Raw genomic sequence first — 20,914 nt, 5'->3', positions numbered from 1 at the left:
CGCAAATGCAACCCATGTCGCATTACGATGATGATGACACGCGACAACCACTAACGCAACAGGAGTTGCAATTGCCTGAGGAGACGGCACACGAGAAGCGGCGCGAGACCGGTGATTCCGCGCCCACCCCCGGCACCCGGCGCCCCGGCGGCCGCACCGCCCGCACTCGCGCCGCCGTCCGCGACGCCGTGCTGGCCGGACTCACCGAGCACGGCTATCCGGGCTTGACGGTGGAGTACGTCGCCGAGCACTCCGGCGTGCACAAGACGACGCTCTACCGCCGCTGGAAGGACGTCGAAGGCCTGGTGGCGGACGCCCTCGACCTTGCGGGCGAGGACAGCTGGACCCCACCCGACACCGGGTCCCTGGAGGGCGATCTGCGCGCCCTGGCCCGCGAGGTCGTCGCCTCCTTCACCGATCCCGCGGTGGCCGTGTCGGGCTCCGCGATGATCGCTGCCGCCTTCCAGTCGGAGCGGGCGGCCGTGGCACTGCGTCACTACTACGCCGAGCGGTTCGCGCGCTGCGAGGTCCTCGTCGAACGCGCCGTCGGGCGCGGGGAATTGCCGACGGCCCCGGACGCCGACACCGCGGAGGTCACCCCGGCAACTCCCCCGTCGGATACCGCCCCCGGCACCGCCCCGGGCAGCACCATCGACGCCGGCGCGCTCGTCCGCTCCGTGTCCGCGCCGCTTTTCTTCCGCCTGTTCATCACCCGGGAGCCGATCGACGACGCCCTCGCCGACCAGGCCGTGGCGGTGACACTGGCCGCCGCCCGCGCCGGGGCATTCACCACCGGCGGTACGGTCGACGGCTCCTCGGGCGCAGCCCCCTGACCCCGCCGCCCGTCACACCGTCCACGACGGTTCGAGCTGCACCACATCACCCGCGATCGCCCGGACATCCGCGGCTATCTGGGCCCGCAGCGCCAACCGCTCCACCCTCTCGGGCCGGTACTTCCCCCGCTCCGCCGCCGACTGCCACATCGACAACACCAGGAACTCTTCCCCCGGAGCCCGCCCCAGCATCCCCCGCAGCATTCCCGGCGAACCCGCCATCGCGGGGTTCCAGACCTTCTCCTGCATCAGCATGAAGTGATCCACCCGGTCCTGGTGCACCTGGCAGTGCGCCAGCCGCAGGACGTCCACCTCACCGAACGACGGACGGAAGCCCACCTTCACATCGAACTTGTGTTCGAACAGCCGCACTTGGGCGTCCTTGTACGTACCGACCTGGGAGGCCGCCAGCCGGTCGTGCGAACGCGCCATGAAGGAGTCGTAGAAAGCCCGGCTCTCCCAGAAGGCGACCAGATGGGCGACGCCCGGCCGCCCCCGGCTCCACCCCCCGCCCTGCCCTCGAAACCCCGGCTCACCCAGCAGCCCCGCCCATTTCCGCTGCCCCCGCTCGAACCCTCGACGGTCCACAACGGTGAGGCGAATCCACTTGACCAGCACCGCGCCATCGTACGGCCCAGGGGCGGGGCGGGATCACTGCGCGTCACATTCCGTCCGGCCCGAACTTCCTTACGGGCGGGGGTCGATCGGCGTGTGCACACCCAGCCGACGCTCCACCTCCTCGGCCGCCTCCAGGCACAGGTCTTCCCGGTAGGAGCGCCCGATCAACTGCACGCCATGAGGGAGCCCCGCCACCACACCGGTGGGCACCGCCACCGCGGGCACGCCGACGAAGCTGGTCGCGGTGCACAGCCGCATCGCCTGCTGCACCCGCCGATGGCTCTCCTCATCGCGCACGTCGTCCCCCGGCGCGAACGGCGGCTCGGTGAACACCGGCCCCAGGACCAGCGGGTACACGTCCAGAAACGCCGCCCAGTCCCGCTGGATGCCCATCCGCACCCCGGTGAGCCGCAGATAATCCGTCAGCTCCAGGGGACCGGACCTCGCCATCGCCCTCTCGATATAGCGATGGCCGCCCTCCCCGAGCAGCGGCTTGACGACCGGCCAGGTGGTGGCGAACTCCGTGAGCGTCATACGGGCGTAGGCGTCGAGGGCATCGTCCAGCCTCGGCACGTCCGCCACCTCGCTCACCTCGTACCCCGCGTCCCGCAGCGCGTCAGCGGCGCTCTCCACCGCCTTGCGCACCACGGGGTGGATGCCGTGCCCTCCGGGGTCCGTCACCATCGCCACCTTGAGAGGACGCTCCAACGGATCGCCGTAGGGCGGCACCGGCACGGCCCGCGGGTCACGCGGATCGGCCCCTGCCAGTACCTCGTACGCGAGCCGCAGATCGTCGACCGTACGGGCCAAGGGGCCGTCGACCACGAGGATCTGGGCGGCGAGGGAGGGGTCGTCGGCCCCGATGCGGTGATCGGCGGCGAACCGCCCGTACGTCGGCTTCAGACCCGCGACGCCACAGAAGGACGCGGGAATACGTACCGACCCTCCGGAGTCGTTGCCGAGTCCGAGCGCGGCCATGCCGCTCGCCACGGCCGCGCCGTCGCCGCCGCTGGTGCCACCCGGTGTGACCGCGCTGCTCCAGGGGTTCGCGGTGTCCCCGAACAGCTCGCTGCGTGTGTGGACACCGGCCAGAATGAGCGTCGGCATGTTGCTGTGCCCGACAGGGATGCCTCCGGCCCCGCGCAGCCGCGCCACCGGGGGCGCATCGGAGCGTGCGACAGAGTCACGCAAGCACTTCGCGCCGTAGGTCGTCGGCACGCCCTCGATGGCCGTGGTCTCCTTGACCGTGAACGGCACACCGGCCAGCGGGCCCAGCTCCGCGCCGGCCGCCCGCCTGCGGTCGATCTCCGCCGCCGCGCCCCGCGACTGCTCGGCAAGGAGCTGGGTGACGGCGTTGACGGCCGGATTGACCTCGGCGATCCGTGCCAGATGGGCGTCGACCAGCTCCACTGCCGACACCTCACCGGTGCGCACCGCCCTTGCCTGGGCACGGGCCGGCATCTTCCACAGCGCGTTGCGCATGTCCTCACCCTTTCGCGGCCTCCGCCGGCCCTCCCCTGGACCGCGCAGGCCGTGTCGGACCTTTCCGATGCGATTGCATCGGATCGGCATCGTAGCCTTGTCACCGATACACACGCATCGAATAAACCGGAGTGCGGGCATGCCCAAGCAGGTCGACCACGGGAGCCGGCGTCGGCAGATCGCCGAGGCCGTGTGCCAACTCGCCGACGAGAGCGGCCTGGAAGGCGTGACGCTCCGCGACGTGGCGGCCCGCGCAAAGGTGTCCATGGGGGCCGTCCAGCGCTGCTTCGGCACCAAGGAGGAGATGCTGGCCTTCGTGCTCAGTGACATCGGCGAACGGATCGCCGCACGGGTGGCGGCCCGGCTCGCCGAATCGCCCGCCCAGTCGGCCCGTTCGACGCTGGGGCACGCCGCGGCCGAAGTATCACTGCTCCGGGAGGAACATCGCGCCGACGCCCGGGTCTGGCTGGCCTTCATGGCACAGGCCGCCGTCAGCCCGGCCCTGGCCGAAATTCTGCGCACCAACTACACCGGCCTTCAGACGGTGTTCGCGCGGCTGGTCGCCGACGCCTGCGACACCCCCGACCCGGACCGCGCGGCCCGCACTCTCCTCGCCCTCGCCGACGGGCTCACCACGCACGTCCTGATCGGCCACCTCTCCCCCGCCGCCGCCTTGGACGTACTGGACGGCCACCTCCACCGCCTCTGGGATGAGCGGGCCCGCTGAGCCTGACCGGCAACCCCATGGGTGGCGGGGGCACTTTCAAGCCACTCGACGCGGATGCAAACCCCGTGTGACCAGGGGCAGTTCACCCGCCCTACGGAACGCCGGACGTGACACGATGGTCAGCCAACGGGAAGTCCTGGGGAGTTGTCCGCGTGACCGCGTGGTTCGAGCCGTGTCCCCGGGAGATGACGGGAGGGAAGCCCGGTGAGCACGTTCAATAAAGGGATCGAAAAGGTCGAGGTCACCCTCAAATGGGACCCCAGCCCCTTCGGGACGCCGGACAACGACCTCGACATCATCGCGGCGACGTATACGGCCGATGCGCCGCACGGCGATCCTGCCTATCTGGTGCACTTCGACAGCCGGTCGCCCGACGGGACCATCAACCTCAACCGGGACAGCAGGACCGGCCAGGGATTCGGCTTCGACGAGATCATGACCCTGGAGCTGGACCGGCTGTCCGACGCCTACGCCCGCGTGGTCGTGGGCGTGGCCATCCAGCAGGGCGAGGGCCGCAAGGTCTTCGGCGACATAGAGAACACCGCCGTACGGATCCGCGAGGGCTATACCGATCTGGCGGAGAACGACTTCGCCGAGGTAGCGGAGGCGACCGCCGCCAGGGTGGCCGAATTCACCAGGGACGAGGCGGGGCAGTGGCGATTCCGCGCCGCACTCCGCGGATTCGACACCGACCCGGACGCGTTTGTCTCGCAGATGGGCGGCTGACGGGAGCGGCGAGAGCCCGGCAACCGGCAGCAAGCAGGGGGAGGCGGCAGACGGCTGCCTTCCCTGCTCCGCTCGACGGACGGGCCCGGCTGCCCGCACCCGCGCGACGGCCGCACGCCCCGGACGTTCGCTCCGCCGGCGCCCCCCTGACGCTGAAAAACTCCCCGCACACGACGGAGAAGGGACCGGCGCCCGGCCGGTCCCCTCCACGCTTCCACGAGCTGTGTCAGCTCGCGGCACGAGCCGCGCGGGCCCGCTTCATGCTCAGCTGCAACCGCTGGTCGATCCGCAGCCCTCGCACAGGTAGCAGCTGCCGGCCCGCTGCATCTTCGTCCCGCAGGAGAAGCACAGCGGCGCGTCGGCGTTGATGCCGAGCTGCATCTCGACGAGTTCGGCGTTGGTGTGCGCCTGCTTGGGCGCAGGGGCGGCAGCCTCCTCGACGATCTTCACCGCCGGGGTGGACTCCGTCACCGACTCCGTCTGCCGCGGCGCCGACTGGGCCAGGCCCTCGACGTCGACCTCGTCCTCCGACTGCTCGTACGAACCGGTCTCCAGGTGGCGCGTGCGCTCCTCGACGGAGTGGATGCCCAGTGCCGAGCGGGTCTCGAACGGCAGGAAGTCCAGCGCCAGGCGACGGAAGATGTAGTCGACGATCGACTGCGCCATCCGCACGTCCGGGTCGTCCGTCATGCCGGCCGGCTCGAAGCGCATGTTGGTGAACTTCGAGACGTAGGTCTCCAGCGGCACGCCGTACTGGAGGCCCACCGACACCGCGATGGAGAAGGCGTCCATCATGCCCGCGAGGGTCGAGCCCTGCTTGGACATCTTCAGGAAGACCTCACCGAGACCGTCGTCCGGGTAGGAGTTGGCGGTCATGTAGCCCTCGGCACCGCCGACCGTGAAGGAGGTGGTGATGCCGGGACGGCCCTTGGGGAGGCGCCTGCGCACCGGGCGGTACTCGACGACCTTCTTCTCCACCGGGGCCTCGACCTTGGCCTCCTCCTTCTTCTTGGCGGAGAGCGGCTGGCCGACCTTGCAGTTGTCGCGGTAGATCGCGAGCGCCTTCAGGCCGAGCTTCCAGCCCTCGAAGTAGACCTCCTCGATCTCCTCGACGGTGGCCGTCTCGGGGACGTTGACCGTCTTGGAGATCGCACCCGAGAGGAAGGGCTGCGCGGCGGCCATCATGCGCACGTGGCCCATGGCGGAGATCGAGCGCACGCCCATGGCGCAGTCGAAGACCTCGTAGTGCTCGGTCTTCAGGGCCGGGGCGTCTACGACATTGCCGTGGTCGGCGATGTGGGCGACGATCGCCTCGACCTGCTCGGGCAGGTAGCCGAGCCGCTTGAGCGCCTTGGGGACCGTGTTGTTCACGATCTGCATGGAGCCGCCGCCGACCAGCTTCTTGAACTTGACCAGGGCCAGGTCCGGCTCGACGCCCGTGGTGTCGCAGTCCATCATCAGGCCGATGGTGCCGGTCGGGGCCAGCACGGAGGCCTGCGCGTTGCGGAAGCCGTTCTTCTCGCCGAGGCGCAGCACGTCCTGCCAGGCCTCGGTGGCCGCCGCCCACACCGGGTTGTCCAGGTCGTCCATGCGCACCGCGGCGCCGTTGGCGTCGGAGTGCTGCTTCATGACGCGCTTGTGGGCGTCGGCGTTACGGGCGTAGCCGTCGTACGGGCCGACGACCGAGGCCAGCTCGGCGGAGCGCTTGTAGGAGGTGCCGGTCATCAGGGAGGTGATGGCACCGGCCAGCGCGCGGCCGCCGTCGGAGTCGTAGGCGTGACCGGTGGCCATCAGCAGGGCGCCGAGGTTGGCGTAGCCGATGCCCAGCTGGCGGTAGGCGCGGGTGGTCTCACCGATCTTCTCGGTGGGGAAGTCCGCGAAGCAGATGGAGATGTCCATCGCGGTGATGACCAGCTCGACGACCTTGGCGAAGCGCTCGGCGTCGAAGGACTGGTTGCCCAGGTCGTCGTCGCGCAGGAACTTCAGGAGGTTGAGCGAGGCGAGGTTGCACGAGGAGTTGTCCAGGTGCATGTACTCGCTGCACGGGTTGGACGCGGTGATCCGGCCCGACTCAGGCGAGGTGTGCCAGTGGTTGATGGTGTCGTCATACTGGATGCCGGGGTCGGCGCACGCCCATGCCGCTTCCGCCATCTTGCGGAAGAGACCCTTGGCGTCGACCTCCTCGATGACCTCACCGGTCATCCGGCCGCGCAGCCCGAACTTCGAGCCGGTCTCCACAGCCTTCATGAACTCGTCGTTCACGCGGACCGAGTTGTTGGCGTTCTGGTACTGGACGGACGTGATGTCGTCGCCGCCCAGGTCCATGTCGAAGCCGGCGTCGCGCAGCGCGCGGACCTTCTCCTCCTCCTTCACCTTGGTCTCGATGAAGGCCTCGACGTCTGGGTGGTCCACGTCCAGGACGACCATCTTGGCCGCGCGGCGGGTGGCGCCGCCCGACTTGATCGTTCCGGCGGACGCATCGGCGCCGCGCATGAAGGAGACCGGGCCGGAGGCGTTGCCGCCGGAGGAGAGCAGCTCCTTGGAGGAGCGGATACGGGAGAGGTTCAGGCCGGCGCCGGAGCCGCCCTTGAAGATCATCCCCTCTTCCTTGTACCAGTCGAGGATGGACTCCATGGAGTCGTCGACGGAGAGGATGAAGCAGGCGCTGACCTGCTGCGGCTGCGCGGTGCCGACGTTGAACCACACCGGCGAGTTGAAGCTGAAGACCTGGTGGAGCAGGGCGTACGCCAGCTCGTGCTCGAAGATCTCGGCATCCGCCGGGGAGGCGAAGTAACCGTTCTCCTCGCCGCCCTTGCGGTAGGTCTTGACCACGCGGTCGATGAGCTGCTTGAGGCTGGACTCACGGGTCGGGGACCCCACCGCGCCACGGAAGTACTTGCTCGTGACGATGTTGACCGCGTTCACCGACCAGAAGTCGGGGAACTCGACGCCACGCTGCTCGAAGTTGACCGAGCCGTCGCGCCAGTTGGTCATGACGACGTCGCGAGACGCCCACTCCACCTCGTCGTACGGATGCACGCCGGGTGTGGTGTGAATGCGCTCGATACGCAGACCCTTGCTCGCCTTGCTGCCCTTGGCGCGGGAGCCTCGTGCCGGGCCGCTCGTCGTCTCTGTCATGCCGCCTCCCTGTATACGGGCAAACGCCCATATGTGCGCACTCATTCCGTGGCACGGTGTATGTCTTTCTGCTACCGGGACGCACTGCTCTCGCCCCGGTACAGGTCCTGGATGCGCGCCGAACTCAGTCGGCGGCGGTGGCGGGCACGGGGACGGCCGGGCCGCCGGCCTCCCCGTCGGTCCCGCATTCCTGCCCGGGCGGTCCCTGCTCGCGCTGCTCCCGCAGCTCGGCGATGGCCGCCTCGAAGTCCTCGAGTGAATCAAAGGCCCGGTAAACGGACGCGAAGCGCAGGTACGCGACGAGGTCGAGCTCCTGAAGCGGGCCCAGTATGGCGAGCCCGACGTCATGGGTGGACAGCTCGGCACTGCCGGTGGCACGCACCGCTTCCTCGACCCGCTGGCCGAGCTTGGCGAGGGCGTCCTCGGTGACCGGGCGCCCCTGGCATGCCTTGCGCACACCCGCGATGACCTTGTTGCGACTGAAGGGCTCGGTGACCCCGCTCCGCTTGATCACCATCAGCGACGCCGTCTCGATGGTGGTGAAACGGCGGGAGCAGTCGGGGCACTGGCGGCGCCGGCGAATCGCCGTCCCGTCATCGGTGGTGCGACTGTCGACGACCCGGCTGTCCGGGTGCCTGCAGAAGGGGCAGTGCATGGCTCCACCCTCCTCACCGCTCGATATACGGACGTACGTACGCCAACGAACCCGGCACACGCCGATAGCCTCCGACCGGTCCGTACGGGCCCTTCGGAGTGGTCACCAGCATAGGCGATTCCCGACCCCCTGGGAGACCAGGCACCACAACTTCTGGGTAACCGATCGCATCTAACCACTAGATGTGGTGTCGGGGCGCTTACATCTGCCTACCGCGTGTCGCGGCGGCGACGGGCCGGACGGTCGCCCACGAGAGTACGGGAAGCCACCCGGGCGGCGGCGCGGCGGGGCGAGGATGACAGAATCAGCCGGGTCGCGGCGGCCGGCCGCCACACCCCTCCGCACACCGATGGCCCGACACACCGGACGGCCGGAAAACCGGGCGGAAGGGCACGGCCAGGGCCGGTATTTCCGTTCGGCCATACACCCCGCCGCCGATTCGAGCAGCCAATCGGCGAATATTTCACTCGAACGTGTGTTTGGCGCAACCTTTCGAAAGCAACTACCGTTGGCTAACTAGGGAGAACATTTCGAGAGGGGCCGACGTGACCACCACCGCAGACAGCGCGACCATCACCGCACAAAGCCACTCCCAGAGCCGGTTCGAGCATCAGCAACAGGCACAGCGGCCGCCGATGGACGACGCCACGTCGGACTCCGAAGAGCAGAAGCCCGCCCGCTCGCTGCCCGGCCGTCCCCCAGGGATCCGAGCCGACAGTTCCGGACTCACCGACCGCCAGCGCAGGGTGATCGAGGTGATCCGCGATTCGGTGCAGCGGCGCGGCTATCCGCCGTCCATGCGCGAGATCGGCCAGGCCGTCGGGCTGTCCAGCACCTCGTCCGTCGCCCACCAGCTCATGGCTCTGGAGCGCAAGGGCTTCCTGCGCCGCGACCCGCACCGCCCCCGGGCCTACGAGGTCCGCGGCTCGGACCAGACCACCGCAGCGGCGACGGATACCGCCGGCAAGCCCGCCGCCTCCTACGTCCCGCTGGTCGGCCGGATCGCCGCCGGTGGCCCGATCCTCGCGGAGGAGTCGGTCGAGGATGTCTTCCCGCTCCCCCGCCAGCTCGTCGGCGACGGCGAACTGTTCGTGCTGAAGGTCGTCGGCGACTCCATGATCGAAGCCGCGATCTGCGACGGCGACTGGGTCACGGTCCGACGCCAGCCGGTCGCCGAGAACGGTGACATCGTGGCCGCCATGCTGGACGGCGAAGCCACCGTCAAGCGCTTCAAGCGCGAGGACGGCCATGTGTGGCTGCTGCCGCACAACTCCGCGTACCAGCCGATCCCCGGCGACGAGGCGACCATCCTCGGCAAGGTGGTGGCGGTACTGCGCCGCATCTGACCCGCCCCTCACGACCGAGCCCCGGAACCACTGCGCCGGTTCCGGGGCTCTGCCATGGCGCTGAACCTAGTCCTCGGCGGCTTCCAGCTGTGCCGCTTGCGGTGATTCCGCCGCCTTTGCCGCCGCATCGATGGCGGCGAGGGAGCGGCGGACCTGGTTGCGGTCGGTGGTGTACCAGAACTCGGGCATCGACTTGCGGAGGAAGGAGCCGTAACGGGCCCGCTCCACACGGGGGTCGAGGACGGCGACCACACCGCGGTCGCCGGTGGCCCGGACCAGACGGCCTGCGCCCTGGGCCATCAGCAGCGCCGCATGGGTGGCCGCGACCGCCATGAAGCCATTGCCGCCGGCCTCCTCCACGGCCTTCTGCCGGGCGCTCATCAGCGGGTCGTCCGGACGCGGGAACGGCACCCGGTCCATCACCACCAGCTGGCAGTTCGCGCCCGGTACATCGACGCCCTGCCACAGGGACAGGGTGCCGAACAGGCACGTACGGGCGTCGGAGGCGAAGGCCCGGATCAGCTCGCCGAGCGTCTCCTCGCCCTGGAGCAGGATCGGCACGTCCAGCCGGCCGCGCAGCTCCTCGGCGGCGGCCTGGGCCGCGCGCATGGAGGAGAAGAGGCCGAGGGTGCGGCCGCCGGCGGCCTCGATCAGCTCGGCGAGTTCATCGAGCATGTCGGTGCGACTGCCCTCACGGCCGGGCTGGGCCAGATGCTTGGCGACGTAGAGGATGCCCTGCTTCGAGTAGTCGAAGGGGGAGCCGACGTCCAGGCCCTTCCACGGCGGGATGTCCTCGCCCTCCGTGCCCTCGGGCGCCAGGCCCAGGGACGCCGCGACACCGTTGAAGTCGCCGCCCAGCTTGAGCGTGGCGGAGGTGAGGGTCACCGAGCGGTCGTCGAAGAGCTTCTCGCGCAGCAGGCCCGAGACGGACAGCGGCGCCACCCGGAGGGACGCGCCGAAGCGGTCGTGGCGCTCGTACCAGACGACGTCGTACTCGGAGCCGTTCGCGATGCGCTCGGCGACGGCATGGACGTTCTCCACCGCGGCGAGGGCCTGCTTGCGGACGGCGTCCTCGTCCTGGACCGACTTGTCGCGGGTCGAACCGAGCGCCGAGATGACCGTACGGGCCGCATCCCGCAGCGCCATCAGGCAGTAGCCGAGGTCCTCGGGGATCTCCTCGAGACGGCCGGGCAGGGCCAGCTCCATCAGGCGCTCAAAACTCTCCGACGCGGTCTGGAGCTGGTCGGCGGCCTTTTCGTTGACGAGCTTGGCGGCCCGGCGCACGGCGCGGTTGACCTGGCCTGGGGTGAGCTCGCCGGTGGCGACGCCGGTGACCCGGGAGACCAGCTCATGGGCCTCGTCGATGATCAGGACCTCGTGCTGCGGGAGGACCGGCGCACCCTCGATCGCGTCGATGGCGAGCAGCGCGTGGTTGGTGACGACGACATCGGCGAGCTTGGCGCGCTCCCGGGCGGCCTCGGCGAAGCACTCCGCCCCGTAGGCGCACTTCGAGGCGCCCAGGCACTCCCGGGAGGAGACCGAGACCTGGCCCCAGGCGCGGTCGGAGACTCCGGGGGTCAGCGCGTCACGGTCGCCGGTCTCGGTCTCGTCCGCCCAGTCGCGCAGCCGCAGCAGGTCCTTGCCGAGCTTGCTGGTCGGCGTCGCCTGCTCGAACACGTCGAAGAGACCGTCCTCCTCTTCCTGGGGGACGCCCTCGTGGAGGCGGTGCAGACACAGGTAATTGGAGCGGCCCTTGAGCATGGCGAATTCGGGGCGACGGCGCAGCAGCGGATGCAGCGCCTCGACCGTACGCGGCAGATCGCGCTCGACGAGCTGGCGCTGGAGCGCCAGGGTGGCCGTGGCGACCACCACTCTCTCGCCGTGCGCGAGCGCCGGCACCAGATAGCCGAGGGACTTTCCGGTGCCGGTGCCGGCCTGCACCAGCAGATGGGCCTGTTCGTCCACGGCCCCGGCAACGGCCTCGGCCATCGCCACCTGGCCGGGGCGCTCGGTGCCGCCGACGGCGGTGACGGCGGCGTGGAGCAGATCGGGGAGGGAGGGCTTCGTCATAGCGCTGCAAGCCTACGCGGGACCACTGACAGCCGGTCCCGTCACGGGTGGTGCAGCGGATTGGGGACGGTGCCGTGCACGGCCGCGTGCGGGCGGTCGCGGCGGTCCCGGTAACCGTCCACATGCAGACGGTTGCGGTTCAGGCACAGCCGCTCGATCCGCGGGGTGAGCAGGTCGAAGGTCTCGTGCCGCTCCTTGAGGGCGGGGAAGCGCTCGTGGTGGCGCAGGATCTCCGCCCGTACGAGTGACCAGAACTCGGCCTCGGGAACGCCCAGTTGGTCCGCGCACAGCGGCGCGAGGTAGCGGAAGACACCGACGAACAGTCCGGAGTGGATGAACTGGGTGAGGAAGGCGGGCGGTTCGGTCAGCAGCACGGCCCGTACGTCGTCGGGCATGGAGTCGTGCTCCGGGAGCGGCCGGGAGCTGGTGTTGACGTCGTCGACGAAGTCCTTGACCGCGAGGCGGGTGGGGACGTCGTGCTCGTCGAAGACGACGATGGCGTTCTCGCCGTGCGGGGAGAAGACCGTGCCGTACCGGTAGAGGAAGTGCAGCAGGGGCGGGAGCAGGGCGGCGAACAGCCGTGCCAGCCAGTCGCGCGGGGCCAGCCCCGAGCGGCGCACCAGCTCCGCGGTCAGGGAACGGCCCTGCGGATCGGTCTGTAGCAGCGCGGCCAGGGTACGGGCGCGCTCGCCGGGGTCCAGCTGTCCGCTGACCGGCTCGCGCCAGATACAGCCGAGCAGCTCCTTGAACTGGTACGGGACGCCGGGCAGCCGGTCGTAGAGGGGGTGCTCGACGGTGACGGAGGCGGTCTCGCCGAGCAGGATCACCCGGGTCTCGTCGCGCAGATAGGGGTCGGCGTCGCGCAGGCCGTGCACCCATCGGGTGACGGCGGGCGCGGCGAGGGTGCGCTCGGTGGGCAGACCGCGCCAGACAAGGGTGTTGAGGATGGACAGCGGCAGTTTGACCGTACGGGCCCGTGGGCGGCTGAGGTTGAGGAAGGTACGGATCGACTGCTGCGGCAGGCGGAGGTCGTTGTCAGTGGGCAGCGCGATGATGGATCTGTCGGCGAGCTGCGGGGCGAAGAGCGGGGCGATGGTCTCGTCCCATTGCCAGGGGTGCACGGGGAGGTAGAGGTAGTCGGCGGGGTCGTGGCCCTCGTCGGCGATGGTGCGGGCGAAGGCGTGACGGGTGGCGGGGGCGAGCTCCTCGCCGTAGAGGCGGTCGGGGGTGGCCAGAGTGGGGATACCGCGGTAGTGGGCGATGCTGTGGTGCGCGGCGAGCCAGGGCAGGCGCTGGGGGGTGCGGGCTTCGGGGGCCCAGGTCGCCGTGTCATGGGCGGAGAAGCCGAGGCGGCCCTTGTTCGCGACGAGCCAGGGGTGGCCGGTCTGGTGGCCTTCGAGGGTGGCGTAGTCCAGATCGGCGAGGTCGGCGGCGCTGAGGGCGGTGGCGTCGAGGCGGGTGTCGGCGGCGAGGGTGGCGGTCAGCTCGCGGATGAGGTGGCCGGTGGTGTCGCCGGACAGGCCCAGCACGGTGTCGTGGGCGTGGGTGAGGAAGCGGAAGGGGTCGGTGTCGGGGGTGATCGAGTCGGGGTCGACGCGCCAGTGGCCGTAGGCGCCGCGCCGAGCGCGGAAGCGGTAGACCAGGTCGTCGCCGATCGGGAGCCGGTACTGCGGGGTGCCGTCGGGTGCGGTGCCGTCGGGCTCGGGGGTGAGGACTTCCTCGTACGCGAACTCCGCCAGGGTCTTGGCGAACAGTCGGCGCGCGGCATGCTGCCAGGCGCTGTGCGAAGGCTGGGGCTCAGGCGACAAGGCGGGCTCCTCGAAGCGGGACCGCCCCGGCACGTACGGGGGACAACCGGGGCAGCGGGGATGGACGGCGGGCCGGAGCGGGACCGTCGGCGGACGGCGCCGGGGTCAGAGCAGGTCGCGGAGCGTGCGGTCGCGGACCATCAACGCCGCGCGTTTGCCGGGCAGTTCGATCTCGTCGCCGTAGCGGAATCCGGCGCTCAGGAAGGCCGCGACGGAGGCGGTGTTGCGCAGATCGGGCTCGGCGAGGACCCGCGCGCACTGCGGGCGGTGGTCGAGTACGAGATCGGCGGTGGCGCGCAGCAGCATGCCGCCCAGCCCGCGTCCCCGGTCTCCGCCCCCGCCGATGAGCAGATGGATACCGGTGTCCTGGGGGCGGGCCGGGTAGTAGCGGGCGAGGGGGTCCAGATCGGCGCGGTAGATCTCCCAGTAGCTCATCGGGGCCCCGGCCAGCACCCCCAGGCAGGGCACACTGCGGCCGTCGCCGTCGAGCCGGCCGCGCAGATGGGCGGCGGTGGTCTCCGGCGGGCCCGCCAGCTCCCAGAAGGCCGCCACGGCCGGATCGTTCATCCAGCCGGTGATCAGGGCGAGATCGCGGGCCGGCTGGACGGGAACGAGCTCGAACGGTCCGGCGGGGGTGTCGGCCGCACCCCAGCCCGCCAGGTTGTCGAGCAGCGGGCCGGCTGCCGGGAAGTGCAGGGACGCCGGCCGCCCGTGCCCCTGGGCGAACAACGCGCTGAATTCGGGCGGGAGTTGCAGGTCCAGGGTGTCATCGGAGCTGGAGCCGAGGCCGGAATCGGTGGGTGGCACGGCGACACTCTCCTCTCGTGGCCGCGTGCCGCGTGGTCTGGTGGGTCGCGGGGCGCCGGGGACGGGGACGGGGACGGGGGTCGGAAGGCTGCGGGCGGGGGTTGCGCCGGGCAGCTACGGGGCGAGGGGGTTGGGCAGGGTGACGTAGACGGACTGGGTTTCGACCGGGCCGACGAGTTCGTCGAGGCCGTGCAGCCGGGTGGCCAGATTGGCCTTGCAGCGCAGCGTGCGGGCGGCCAGCAGCTGCTCCGGGAGCGGCGAACGGTGCGCGCGGGGGGCCGCGGCGGCGTCGGCGAGGAACCGCCGGAAGGCGGCGAGCAGGATCTCCTCACGGGCCAGGCGCTGGGAGCCGAAGGCTCCGATGAGGCCGAGGACGTTGTTGATACCGAGGTAGTAGGCGAAGCGTTCGTCGGTGACGTCGTCGGCGACGAAGCTGTCGCTCGCCACTCCGATTCCGGGCAGCCGCCGCTCCAGCTCGGCGCGGCGGGAGGTGCGGAAGTAGTAGCCCTGGTTGTCGCGGTAGCGGCCGCCGACCGGCCAGCCGTCGGGGTCCAGCAGCACGAGGGTGTTCTGCTGGTGGGCCTCCAGGACGATGCCGGCCGTGCCGTCGAGCCACAGCAGGGGCCGTACGACCGCTTCGAGGTAGCGCAGGAACCATTCGGTGGCCACGGCGTCCAGGGCGCGGCCGGTGCGGGCGCCGAGTGTGACGACGAGAACCTCGAGCCGGGAGCGCACCCCCGAGTGGCCGGGCCAGGGCCGGGGAGAGGTGAGACCGGCGACGCACACGGCGTCGTCGGTGGTGCTGAAGGGGTTGTGGCGGATGACGACGTCGAGGCCCTGGACGGGTTCGCCGTCGGGGCCGTCGACGGCGAGGTAGGCCGGGTCGCGGACGATGTCGAAGCCGGGGTGGACGGTCTGCCACTGCTCCGCGAGGCCGGTGCGCAACAGCCGGTGCACCTCCACACCGCGGACCAGTTCCTTACGGAGGTTCTCCCGGCGGGAGTTGGTGATGCGCAGCCCGAGGGAGAGCTTGAGCATGGCGTCCGCGTCGGGCCGGTAGACCGTGCGGACGGAGGAGGTGGGGTGCCAGCGCGGGCCGTGGGCGCCGAGGTCGTGCAGCAGTCCGGCCTCGCGGAGGGCGGTGACGTCGGGGCGGTCGGCGAGTTCCCTGGCCTGCCAGGGGTGCAGCGGCAGGGGCACGGTGTCCTCGGGGAGCCGGAGGCCGTCCCCGGCGAGGTCCCTGGCGAGCTGCTCGGCCGGGACGGACTTGCCGCGTTCGGTCCAGGCGGAGTCGGCGGCCAGGGCGGAGCGGTGCACAGCCATCCAGTGCAGCGGGAAGGCGCCGCGCAGTTCGGGCGAATAGGCCCGGGTCTCGGCGTCGGAGAGGCCTTCGCGGCTCTTGGGTGTGGGGTGCAGCGGGTGGCCGAGGAGGAGGGACTGTTCGGCTTCGAGGAAGAGGGCGCCGTGGTCGTCGGCGGGCCGGGCGCGCCGGTCGGTGAGAAAGGCGGCGACATTGCGCACGGAGTTGGCGACCCGGCCGATGAGTTCGGCGCCGTCGCCGTCCGGTGCCTGCTGCCCCTCGCCGTCCGCTTCCGGGCGCCCGTCGGCGTCCGCCACCCGGTGCTCGCCGCCGTCCGAGGCCCGGCGGTCGCCGTACGCGGCCTCGCGGCGCAGCAGCGCGGCGAGGGTGACGGCGTCCAGCGGGGCGGCGCCGGCCGGGGCGCCTTCGAGGGCGGGGGCGCCCAGACGGTGCCAGCCCGTGGGCGACCAGTAGCGGACGGGGATGTCCAGGGCGCCCGCGGCGGCCCGCAGGGGGATGCGCAGCCTGGCTTCGGCCGGGCGGTGGGTGCCGTTCTCGCGGAGCCAGCAGCGGAGCAGATGCTCGATGCCCGCGGCATCGGCGGCGACGGCCGGATCCGGGTGGTCGAGAGGGTCGTGGTCACCGGACCGGGTGCGGTCGTACGGGCCGGGGGCGCAGTGCGGGGCGGCCGGTTCCTGGGCCTCGTAGGGCTGCTGGTGGCAGCCGTCGTCCGCGGCGCGCCGCTGCTGGCGCGGTACGGACTCGATCGTGCCCGCGCCCTGGTGGGCGGGGATGCGCTCGGCGGGCTGGCCACCGTCGGGGCCGGGGCATTCGTTCATGGGGAGGTGCCTCGCATTGTCGTGGGGGACGAGCCCGTCGGCCCGGGGGTGGTGCGGACCGCCGCCGCGATGGCGTCGGCGAGGCGGTCGAGGATCGCTTCCGCCTGTTCGTCGGTGATGGTCAGGGGTGGCAGCAGCCGGACGACGGCGGAGTGCCGGCCGCCCAGTTCGACGATCAGGCCGCGTTCCAGGCAGGCGTGCTGGACGGCGGCGGCGAGCTGCGGGTCGGCGGGACGGGCACCCATGGCGTCGGCATCGGCGCTGCGGTCGACGAGCTCGACGCCGAGCATCAGCCCGCGGCCGCGGACATCGCCGATGCAGTCGTGGGCGGCGGCGAGGGCGGTGAGCCGGTCGAGCATCCGGGCGCCGAGCTCCCCGGCACGCCGGTCGAGGCCGTTGGTGCGGACGTAGGCGAGGGTGGCGGCTCCGGCGGCCATGGCGAGCTGGTTGCCGCGGAAGGTGCCCGCGTGGGCGCCGGGCTGCCAGGCGTCGAGCTCCTCGCGGTAGACGATCACGGCGAGTGGCAGGCTGCCGCCGATCGCCTTCGACAGCACGATCACATCGGGCACGATGCCGCTGTGGTCGACCGCCCAGAAGGCGCCGGTGCGGCCGACGCCGGTCTGCACCTCGTCCACGATCAGCGGGATCTGCCGGGCGGCGGTGATCTCCCGCATCCGCCGCAGCCAGCCGTCCGGCGCGGGGATCACCCCGCCCTCGCCCTGGACCGGCTCCAGGATCATCCCGGCCGGCCTGGGCACCCCGCTCTTGGGGTCGTCGAGCAGGCTCTGTGTCCAGCGCGCGGCGAGCTCGGCCCCGCGCTCGCCGCCGGTCTGGAAGGGGCAGCGGTAGTCGTACGGATAGGGCAGCCGGACCACGCTGGTGTGCTGCGCGCCCCCGGAGGCGGCGAGCGCCTCCGCGGTCATGCCGTGGTAGGCGCCGGAGAAGGCCATCAGGCCGTCCCGGCCGGTCGCGGTGCGGACGAGTTTGAAGGCTGCCTCGACGGCGTCCGTGCCGGCCGGGCCGCAGAACTGGATGCGCGCCGTTTCCGCCAACTTCCCCGGGAGGGTGGCGAAGAGCTCGGTGGTGAAGGCGTCCTTGACGGGAGTAGCGAGGTCGAGGACGTGCAGCGGCGCGCCGGAGTCGAGGACCGTGCGGATCGCTTCGAGCACCACCGGGTGGTTGTGGCCGAGCGCCAGAGTGCCGGCGCCGGAGAGGCAGTCGAGATAGCGCCGGCCGTCGGCGCCCTCGATGGTCAGCCCGCGGGCGCGCACCGGGACGATGGGCAGCGAGCGCGCGTAGGTACGGGCAGCGGACTCACGCAGGGACTGCCGGCGCAGGATCCCCTCATGGGCCGGCGGCGCGGCCGCCGGCACGGTTTCGGTCAACGCCACGGCAGTTGTGTCCTCCTGCTGGTGAGCTGCTGGTGCCGCGCGGGCTGGGGGCAGCCCGGGACGTCCCCCGTACGTACCAACGACGGCGGCGACTCGGGATCACGGTTTTCGGCAAGATCCTTGATGGCGTGGAACCGGGGACCCGAGTACCGCCGTCCCCATCGTCACCGGCATAGTGGGGTGTTGCGCCGGGATCTTGAGGTTCATGACAAAGAACAGACCGGTGCAACACCGAACAAGCCACACCGGCTCAGTCCGATTCACCAGGGGGAGCTCACCCATGCGATCCATACGTCGGCCAGTCCTGGCCGCCGCCGCCCTCACCGCCGTCGTGGCACTCACCGCCACCGGCTGCGGACCCGAGGGCGGCAACGCGGACTCCAAGGCCAGCCAGTCCGCGGCCCAGGACTCCACGGGCGGGGGTGGCTTCCAGATCCCTCAGGACATCCAGGACAAGCTCAAGGAACACGGCTTCGACCTGGACAAGTGGAAGAACGGTGAGTGGAAGAACTGGGACCGGGACAAGTGGCTCCGGGAGGCCGGGGAGTTCATCAACCCGATCATCAAGGACTTCTGGGACAAGGACAAGATCGACAAGGTCAAGCCGCCCCAGGACCCCAGCAAGCCCGAGGACATCTCGGAGGACCAGGGCAAGACCGACCCTGAGCCCGCCGCCGTCCCGGCTCAGGCCGTGAAGACCCCGTACACCTCGACCGCTCCCGGCGTGGGCCTGCTGCTGTTCAGCACCCCCGAGGGCGGGTCGCGTTGCTCCGCCACCGTCGTCAAGGACCCGGCGCACCCCGGTAAGTCCAACCTCGTGTGGACCGCGGCGCACTGTGTGCACGCCGGCAAGAGCGGCGGCTGGTACCGCAACATGATGTTCGTGCCGAACTTCAACAAGACCGGCGGCACTGCCGGCCAGTTGAAGGGCAAGTCCTACGAGGACCGGGTCCCGTCGGGCAAGTGGTGGGCGGACGACATGGCGACGTCCCAGCAGTGGATCAAGGGCGGCGGCGCCGTTCCCGGTGTGCCGATGGCTCCGTACGACTTCGCGCTGATGCATGTGAAGCCGGAGGAGAACACGGGCGGCAAGTCGCTCGAAGAGGTTGCCGGCGGTGCGTACCGGGTCGACTTCAACGCGCCCGCGATGGCCAAGATCCCGAGCCTGACCGCGCAGGGCTACCCGGCCGAGCCGCCGTTCGACGGTGCGGCGCAGCAGCAGTGCACCGACAAGCCGAGCCGGCTGTCGATGGACGCCAACAAGCCGACCATGTACCGGATCGGCTGCACCATGACCGGTGGCTCCTCCGGTGGCCCCTGGTTCATCAAGGGCACGGACGGCAAGCCGGTGCTGATCTCCAACATGTCGATGGGGCCGCGTCCGGCCCGCTGGTCGGCCGGCCCGCACCTGGGCCCCGAGGCCAAGAGCATGTTCGACACCATGAGCAAGAAGTGGGCCAGCAAGCAGTAGGCGTGTGAGGCGGGTGGCGCCGGGAACGGCGGCCACCCGCCTACCGCCCGCAGACGATGAAAGGGCCCGCCCCCGGGAGACCGGGGGCGGGCCCTTTCGCGCTGCGCGGCTGCTACGCCGCCGGGACGAACGGCTGGAACTCGGCGGCCAGCTCCGCATGCACCCGCGCCTTGAGCATCGTGCCGTCCGCGGTGTGCTCCTCGGAGATGACCTCGCCCTCGGCGTGCGCCCGCGAGACCAGGGCGCCCTGGGTGTAGGGCACCAGGACCTCGATCTCGACCTGCGGCCGGGGAAGTTCCTCGTCGAGCAGGGTCAGCAGCTCTTCCATGCCCTGGCCCGTACGGGCCGAGACCACGAGGGCGTGCTTCTCCTGGCGCAGCAGGCGCTGGAGCACCAGCGGATCGGCCGCGTCGGCCTTGTTGACGACCACGATCTCGGGCACGTCCGTCGCGCCCACGTCGCGGATCACCTCGCGGACGGCGGCCAGCTGCTCCTCCGGCACCGGATGCGAGCCGTCGACCACATGCAGGATGAGATCGGAGTCGCCGACCTCCTCCATCGTGGAGCGGAACGCCTCGACGAGGTGGTGCGGCAGATGCCGGACGAAGCCGACGGTGTCGGCGAGGGTGTAGAGCCGTCCGCTGGGCGTCTCGGCCCGCCGGACGGTGGGGTCCAGGGTGGCGAACAGGGCGTTCTCCACCAGCACACCGGCGCCGGTGAGGCGGTTGAGCAGGGAGGACTTGCCGGCGTTGGTGTAGCCGGCGATGGCGACGGAGGGGACCTTGTTGCGCCGGCGTTCCTGGCGCTTGATGTCCCGGCCGGTCTTCATCTCCGCGATCTCCCGGCGCATCTTCGCCATTTTCTCGCGGATCCGCCGCCGGTCCGTCTCGATCTTGGTTTCACCGGGACCACGGGTGGCCATACCGCCGCCCGCCGAACCGGAGCCACCGCCACCCATCTGCCGGGACAGCGACTGACCCCAGCCACGGAGCCTGGGGAGCATGTACTGCATCTGCGCCAGCGAGACCTGCGCCTTGCCCTCCCGGGACTTGGCGTGCTGGGCGAAGATGTCGAGGATCAGCGCGGTCCGGTCGACCACCTTGACCTTGACGACGTCCTCGAGGTGGATCAGCTGGCCCGGGGAGAGCTCACCGTCACACACCACGGTGTCCGCTCCGGACTCCAGCACGATGTCGCGCAGCTCCAGTGCCTTGCCGGAGCCGATGTACGTGGCCGGGTCGGGCTTGTCGCGGCGCTGGATGACGCCGTCGAGCACCATGGCCCCGGCGGTCTCGGCGAGTGCGGACAGCTCGGCGAGCGAGTTCTCCGCCTCCTGGACCGTGCCGGTGGTCCAGACGCCGACGAGCACCACACGCTCCAGGCGGAGCTGCCGGTACTCGACCTCGGTGACGTCCTCGAGCTCGGTGGAAAGGCCCGCTACACGGCGGAGCGCGGCACGCGCCGAACGGTCGTACTGGTCGCCGTCACGCTCCCCGTCGATCTCGTGGCTCCAGGCGACGTCCTCTTCCATCAGGGCGTTGGCCCGAAGGCTCTCGGGGAGGCGCTGCCGGTCCTGCGGAAGGGAAGAAGAGGAGGTCATTTGATCCTTTGCGTCGTCGGTGAGCCCTCGCGGGGACCTGGTGTTCCCGCCGGGACTGTCGGTGGTGCGGCGACCGCCGAGGTGCTGCCGCGGCCGTCGCTCT

Annotated in this window: 15 protein-coding genes; 5 read left to right on the top strand and 10 right to left on the bottom strand. The window is 70.9% G+C overall.

Annotation, left to right across the window (positions count from 1 at the left end):
- Positions 1-65 precede the first annotated feature (65 nt).
- A complete protein-coding gene (locus tag IF67_RS0128440; RefSeq protein ID WP_420708725.1) occupies positions 66-833 on the top strand; it encodes a TetR/AcrR family transcriptional regulator C-terminal ligand-binding domain-containing protein in 768 nt (255 codons plus the stop codon).
- A gap of 12 nt (positions 834-845) precedes the next feature.
- Here IF67_RS0128440 and IF67_RS0128435 read toward each other — a convergent pair whose 3' ends face one another.
- Together IF67_RS0128435 and IF67_RS0128430 are read right to left on the bottom strand one after the other, a co-directional pair.
- Complete coding sequence (locus IF67_RS0128435) at positions 846-1,451, bottom strand: YdbC family protein (protein ID WP_030990442.1); 606 nt, start codon at positions 1,449-1,451, stop codon at positions 846-848.
- Positions 1,452-1,520: 69 nt separating this feature from the next.
- Positions 1,521-2,933, bottom strand: a complete 1,413-nt coding sequence (locus IF67_RS0128430; RefSeq protein ID WP_030990440.1) for an amidase — start codon at positions 2,931-2,933, stop codon at positions 1,521-1,523.
- A gap of 139 nt (positions 2,934-3,072) precedes the next feature.
- On the opposite strand from IF67_RS0128430, the gene IF67_RS0128425 reads away from it, so the two are divergent.
- Positions 3,073-3,660: a TetR/AcrR family transcriptional regulator gene (locus IF67_RS0128425; RefSeq protein ID WP_030990438.1), complete on the top strand. Its 588-nt coding sequence runs from the start codon at positions 3,073-3,075 to the stop codon at positions 3,658-3,660.
- A 204-nt stretch (positions 3,661-3,864) separates the two neighbouring features.
- Positions 3,865-4,386, top strand: coding sequence for a TerD family protein (locus tag IF67_RS0128420; RefSeq protein WP_030990435.1), 522 nt, complete (start codon positions 3,865-3,867; stop codon positions 4,384-4,386).
- A gap of 264 nt (positions 4,387-4,650) precedes the next feature.
- Here IF67_RS0128420 and IF67_RS0128415 read toward each other — a convergent pair whose 3' ends face one another.
- Positions 4,651-7,524 (bottom strand): vitamin B12-dependent ribonucleotide reductase, encoded by a 2,874-nt coding sequence (locus tag IF67_RS0128415; RefSeq protein ID WP_030990433.1) that lies wholly within the window; start codon positions 7,522-7,524, stop codon positions 4,651-4,653.
- A gap of 124 nt (positions 7,525-7,648) precedes the next feature.
- Entirely contained in the window at positions 7,649-8,179 is a 531-nt protein-coding gene (gene nrdR / locus IF67_RS0128410) for a transcriptional regulator NrdR (protein WP_018092899.1), read from the bottom strand.
- A 545-nt stretch (positions 8,180-8,724) separates the two neighbouring features.
- Here nrdR and lexA point away from each other — a divergent pair.
- Positions 8,725-9,525 carry a transcriptional repressor LexA gene (gene lexA / locus IF67_RS0128405; protein ID WP_030990428.1) on the top strand — a complete coding sequence of 267 codons (801 nt, stop codon included), beginning with the start codon at positions 8,725-8,727 and terminating at the stop codon, positions 9,523-9,525.
- Between the two features lie 66 nt (positions 9,526-9,591).
- On the opposite strand, the gene IF67_RS0128400 is transcribed toward lexA, so the two are convergent.
- The 5 genes from IF67_RS0128400 to IF67_RS0128380 all read right to left on the bottom strand — a co-directional run bounded on the left by IF67_RS0128400 (position 9,592) and on the right by IF67_RS0128380 (position 17,740).
- Complete coding sequence (locus tag IF67_RS0128400) at positions 9,592-11,595, bottom strand: ATP-dependent DNA helicase (protein ID WP_037839974.1); 2,004 nt, start codon at positions 11,593-11,595, stop codon at positions 9,592-9,594.
- Between the two features lie 41 nt (positions 11,596-11,636).
- Positions 11,637-13,403 carry an IucA/IucC family protein gene (locus tag IF67_RS0128395; protein WP_030990424.1) on the bottom strand — a complete coding sequence of 589 codons (1,767 nt, stop codon included), beginning with the start codon at positions 13,401-13,403 and terminating at the stop codon, positions 11,637-11,639.
- 105 nt (positions 13,404-13,508) lie between these two features.
- A complete protein-coding gene (locus IF67_RS0128390) occupies positions 13,509-14,210 on the bottom strand; it encodes a GNAT family N-acetyltransferase (protein WP_030990422.1) in 702 nt (233 codons plus the stop codon).
- 114 nt (positions 14,211-14,324) lie between these two features.
- A complete protein-coding gene (locus IF67_RS0128385) occupies positions 14,325-16,349 on the bottom strand; it encodes an IucA/IucC family protein (protein WP_030990420.1) in 2,025 nt (674 codons plus the stop codon).
- Positions 16,346-17,740: a diaminobutyrate--2-oxoglutarate transaminase family protein gene (locus IF67_RS0128380; RefSeq protein WP_030990419.1), complete on the bottom strand. Its 1,395-nt coding sequence runs from the start codon at positions 17,738-17,740 to the stop codon at positions 16,346-16,348. The genes IF67_RS0128385 and IF67_RS0128380 overlap by 4 nt, the downstream gene beginning before the upstream one ends.
- A gap of 280 nt (positions 17,741-18,020) precedes the next feature.
- On the opposite strand from IF67_RS0128380, the gene IF67_RS0128375 reads away from it, so the two are divergent.
- Complete coding sequence (locus IF67_RS0128375) at positions 18,021-19,211, top strand: trypsin-like serine peptidase (protein ID WP_030990418.1); 1,191 nt, start codon at positions 18,021-18,023, stop codon at positions 19,209-19,211.
- Positions 19,212-19,323: 112 nt separating this feature from the next.
- Here IF67_RS0128375 and hflX read toward each other — a convergent pair whose 3' ends face one another.
- Positions 19,324-20,811 carry a GTPase HflX gene (gene hflX, locus IF67_RS0128370; protein WP_030088298.1) on the bottom strand — a complete coding sequence of 496 codons (1,488 nt, stop codon included), beginning with the start codon at positions 20,809-20,811 and terminating at the stop codon, positions 19,324-19,326.
- Positions 20,812-20,914: the final 103 nt, after the last annotated feature.

The organism is Streptomyces sp. NRRL S-1813 (assembly GCF_000719605.1).
GTDB lineage: Bacteria > Actinomycetota > Actinomycetes > Streptomycetales > Streptomycetaceae > Streptomyces > Streptomyces decoyicus.
The sequence above is the reverse complement of the archived record's forward strand: the minus strand, read 5'-3'. Positions and strand labels throughout refer to the sequence as shown.

What these genes read in the sequence shown, in the direction of transcription:
- IF67_RS0128430 (WP_030990440.1), bottom strand. Translation starts at nt 2,933, where the DNA reads ATGCGCAACGCGCTGTGGAAGATGCCGGCCCGTGCCCAGGCAAGGGCG.
- IF67_RS0128425 (WP_030990438.1), top strand. Translation starts at nt 3,073, where the DNA reads ATGCCCAAGCAGGTCGACCACGGGAGCCGGCGTCGGCAGATCGCCGAG.
- IF67_RS0128415 (WP_030990433.1), bottom strand. Translation starts at nt 7,524, where the DNA reads ATGACAGAGACGACGAGCGGCCCGGCACGAGGCTCCCGCGCCAAGGGC.
- nrdR (WP_018092899.1), bottom strand. Translation starts at nt 8,179, where the DNA reads ATGCACTGCCCCTTCTGCAGGCACCCGGACAGCCGGGTCGTCGACAGT.
- IF67_RS0128400 (WP_037839974.1), bottom strand. Translation starts at nt 11,595, where the DNA reads ATGACGAAGCCCTCCCTCCCCGATCTGCTCCACGCCGCCGTCACCGCC.
- IF67_RS0128385 (WP_030990420.1), bottom strand. Translation starts at nt 16,349, where the DNA reads ATGAACGAATGCCCCGGCCCCGACGGTGGCCAGCCCGCCGAGCGCATC.
- IF67_RS0128375 (WP_030990418.1), top strand. Translation starts at nt 18,021, where the DNA reads ATGCGATCCATACGTCGGCCAGTCCTGGCCGCCGCCGCCCTCACCGCC.
- hflX (WP_030088298.1), bottom strand. Translation starts at nt 20,811, where the DNA reads ATGACCTCCTCTTCTTCCCTTCCGCAGGACCGGCAGCGCCTCCCCGAG.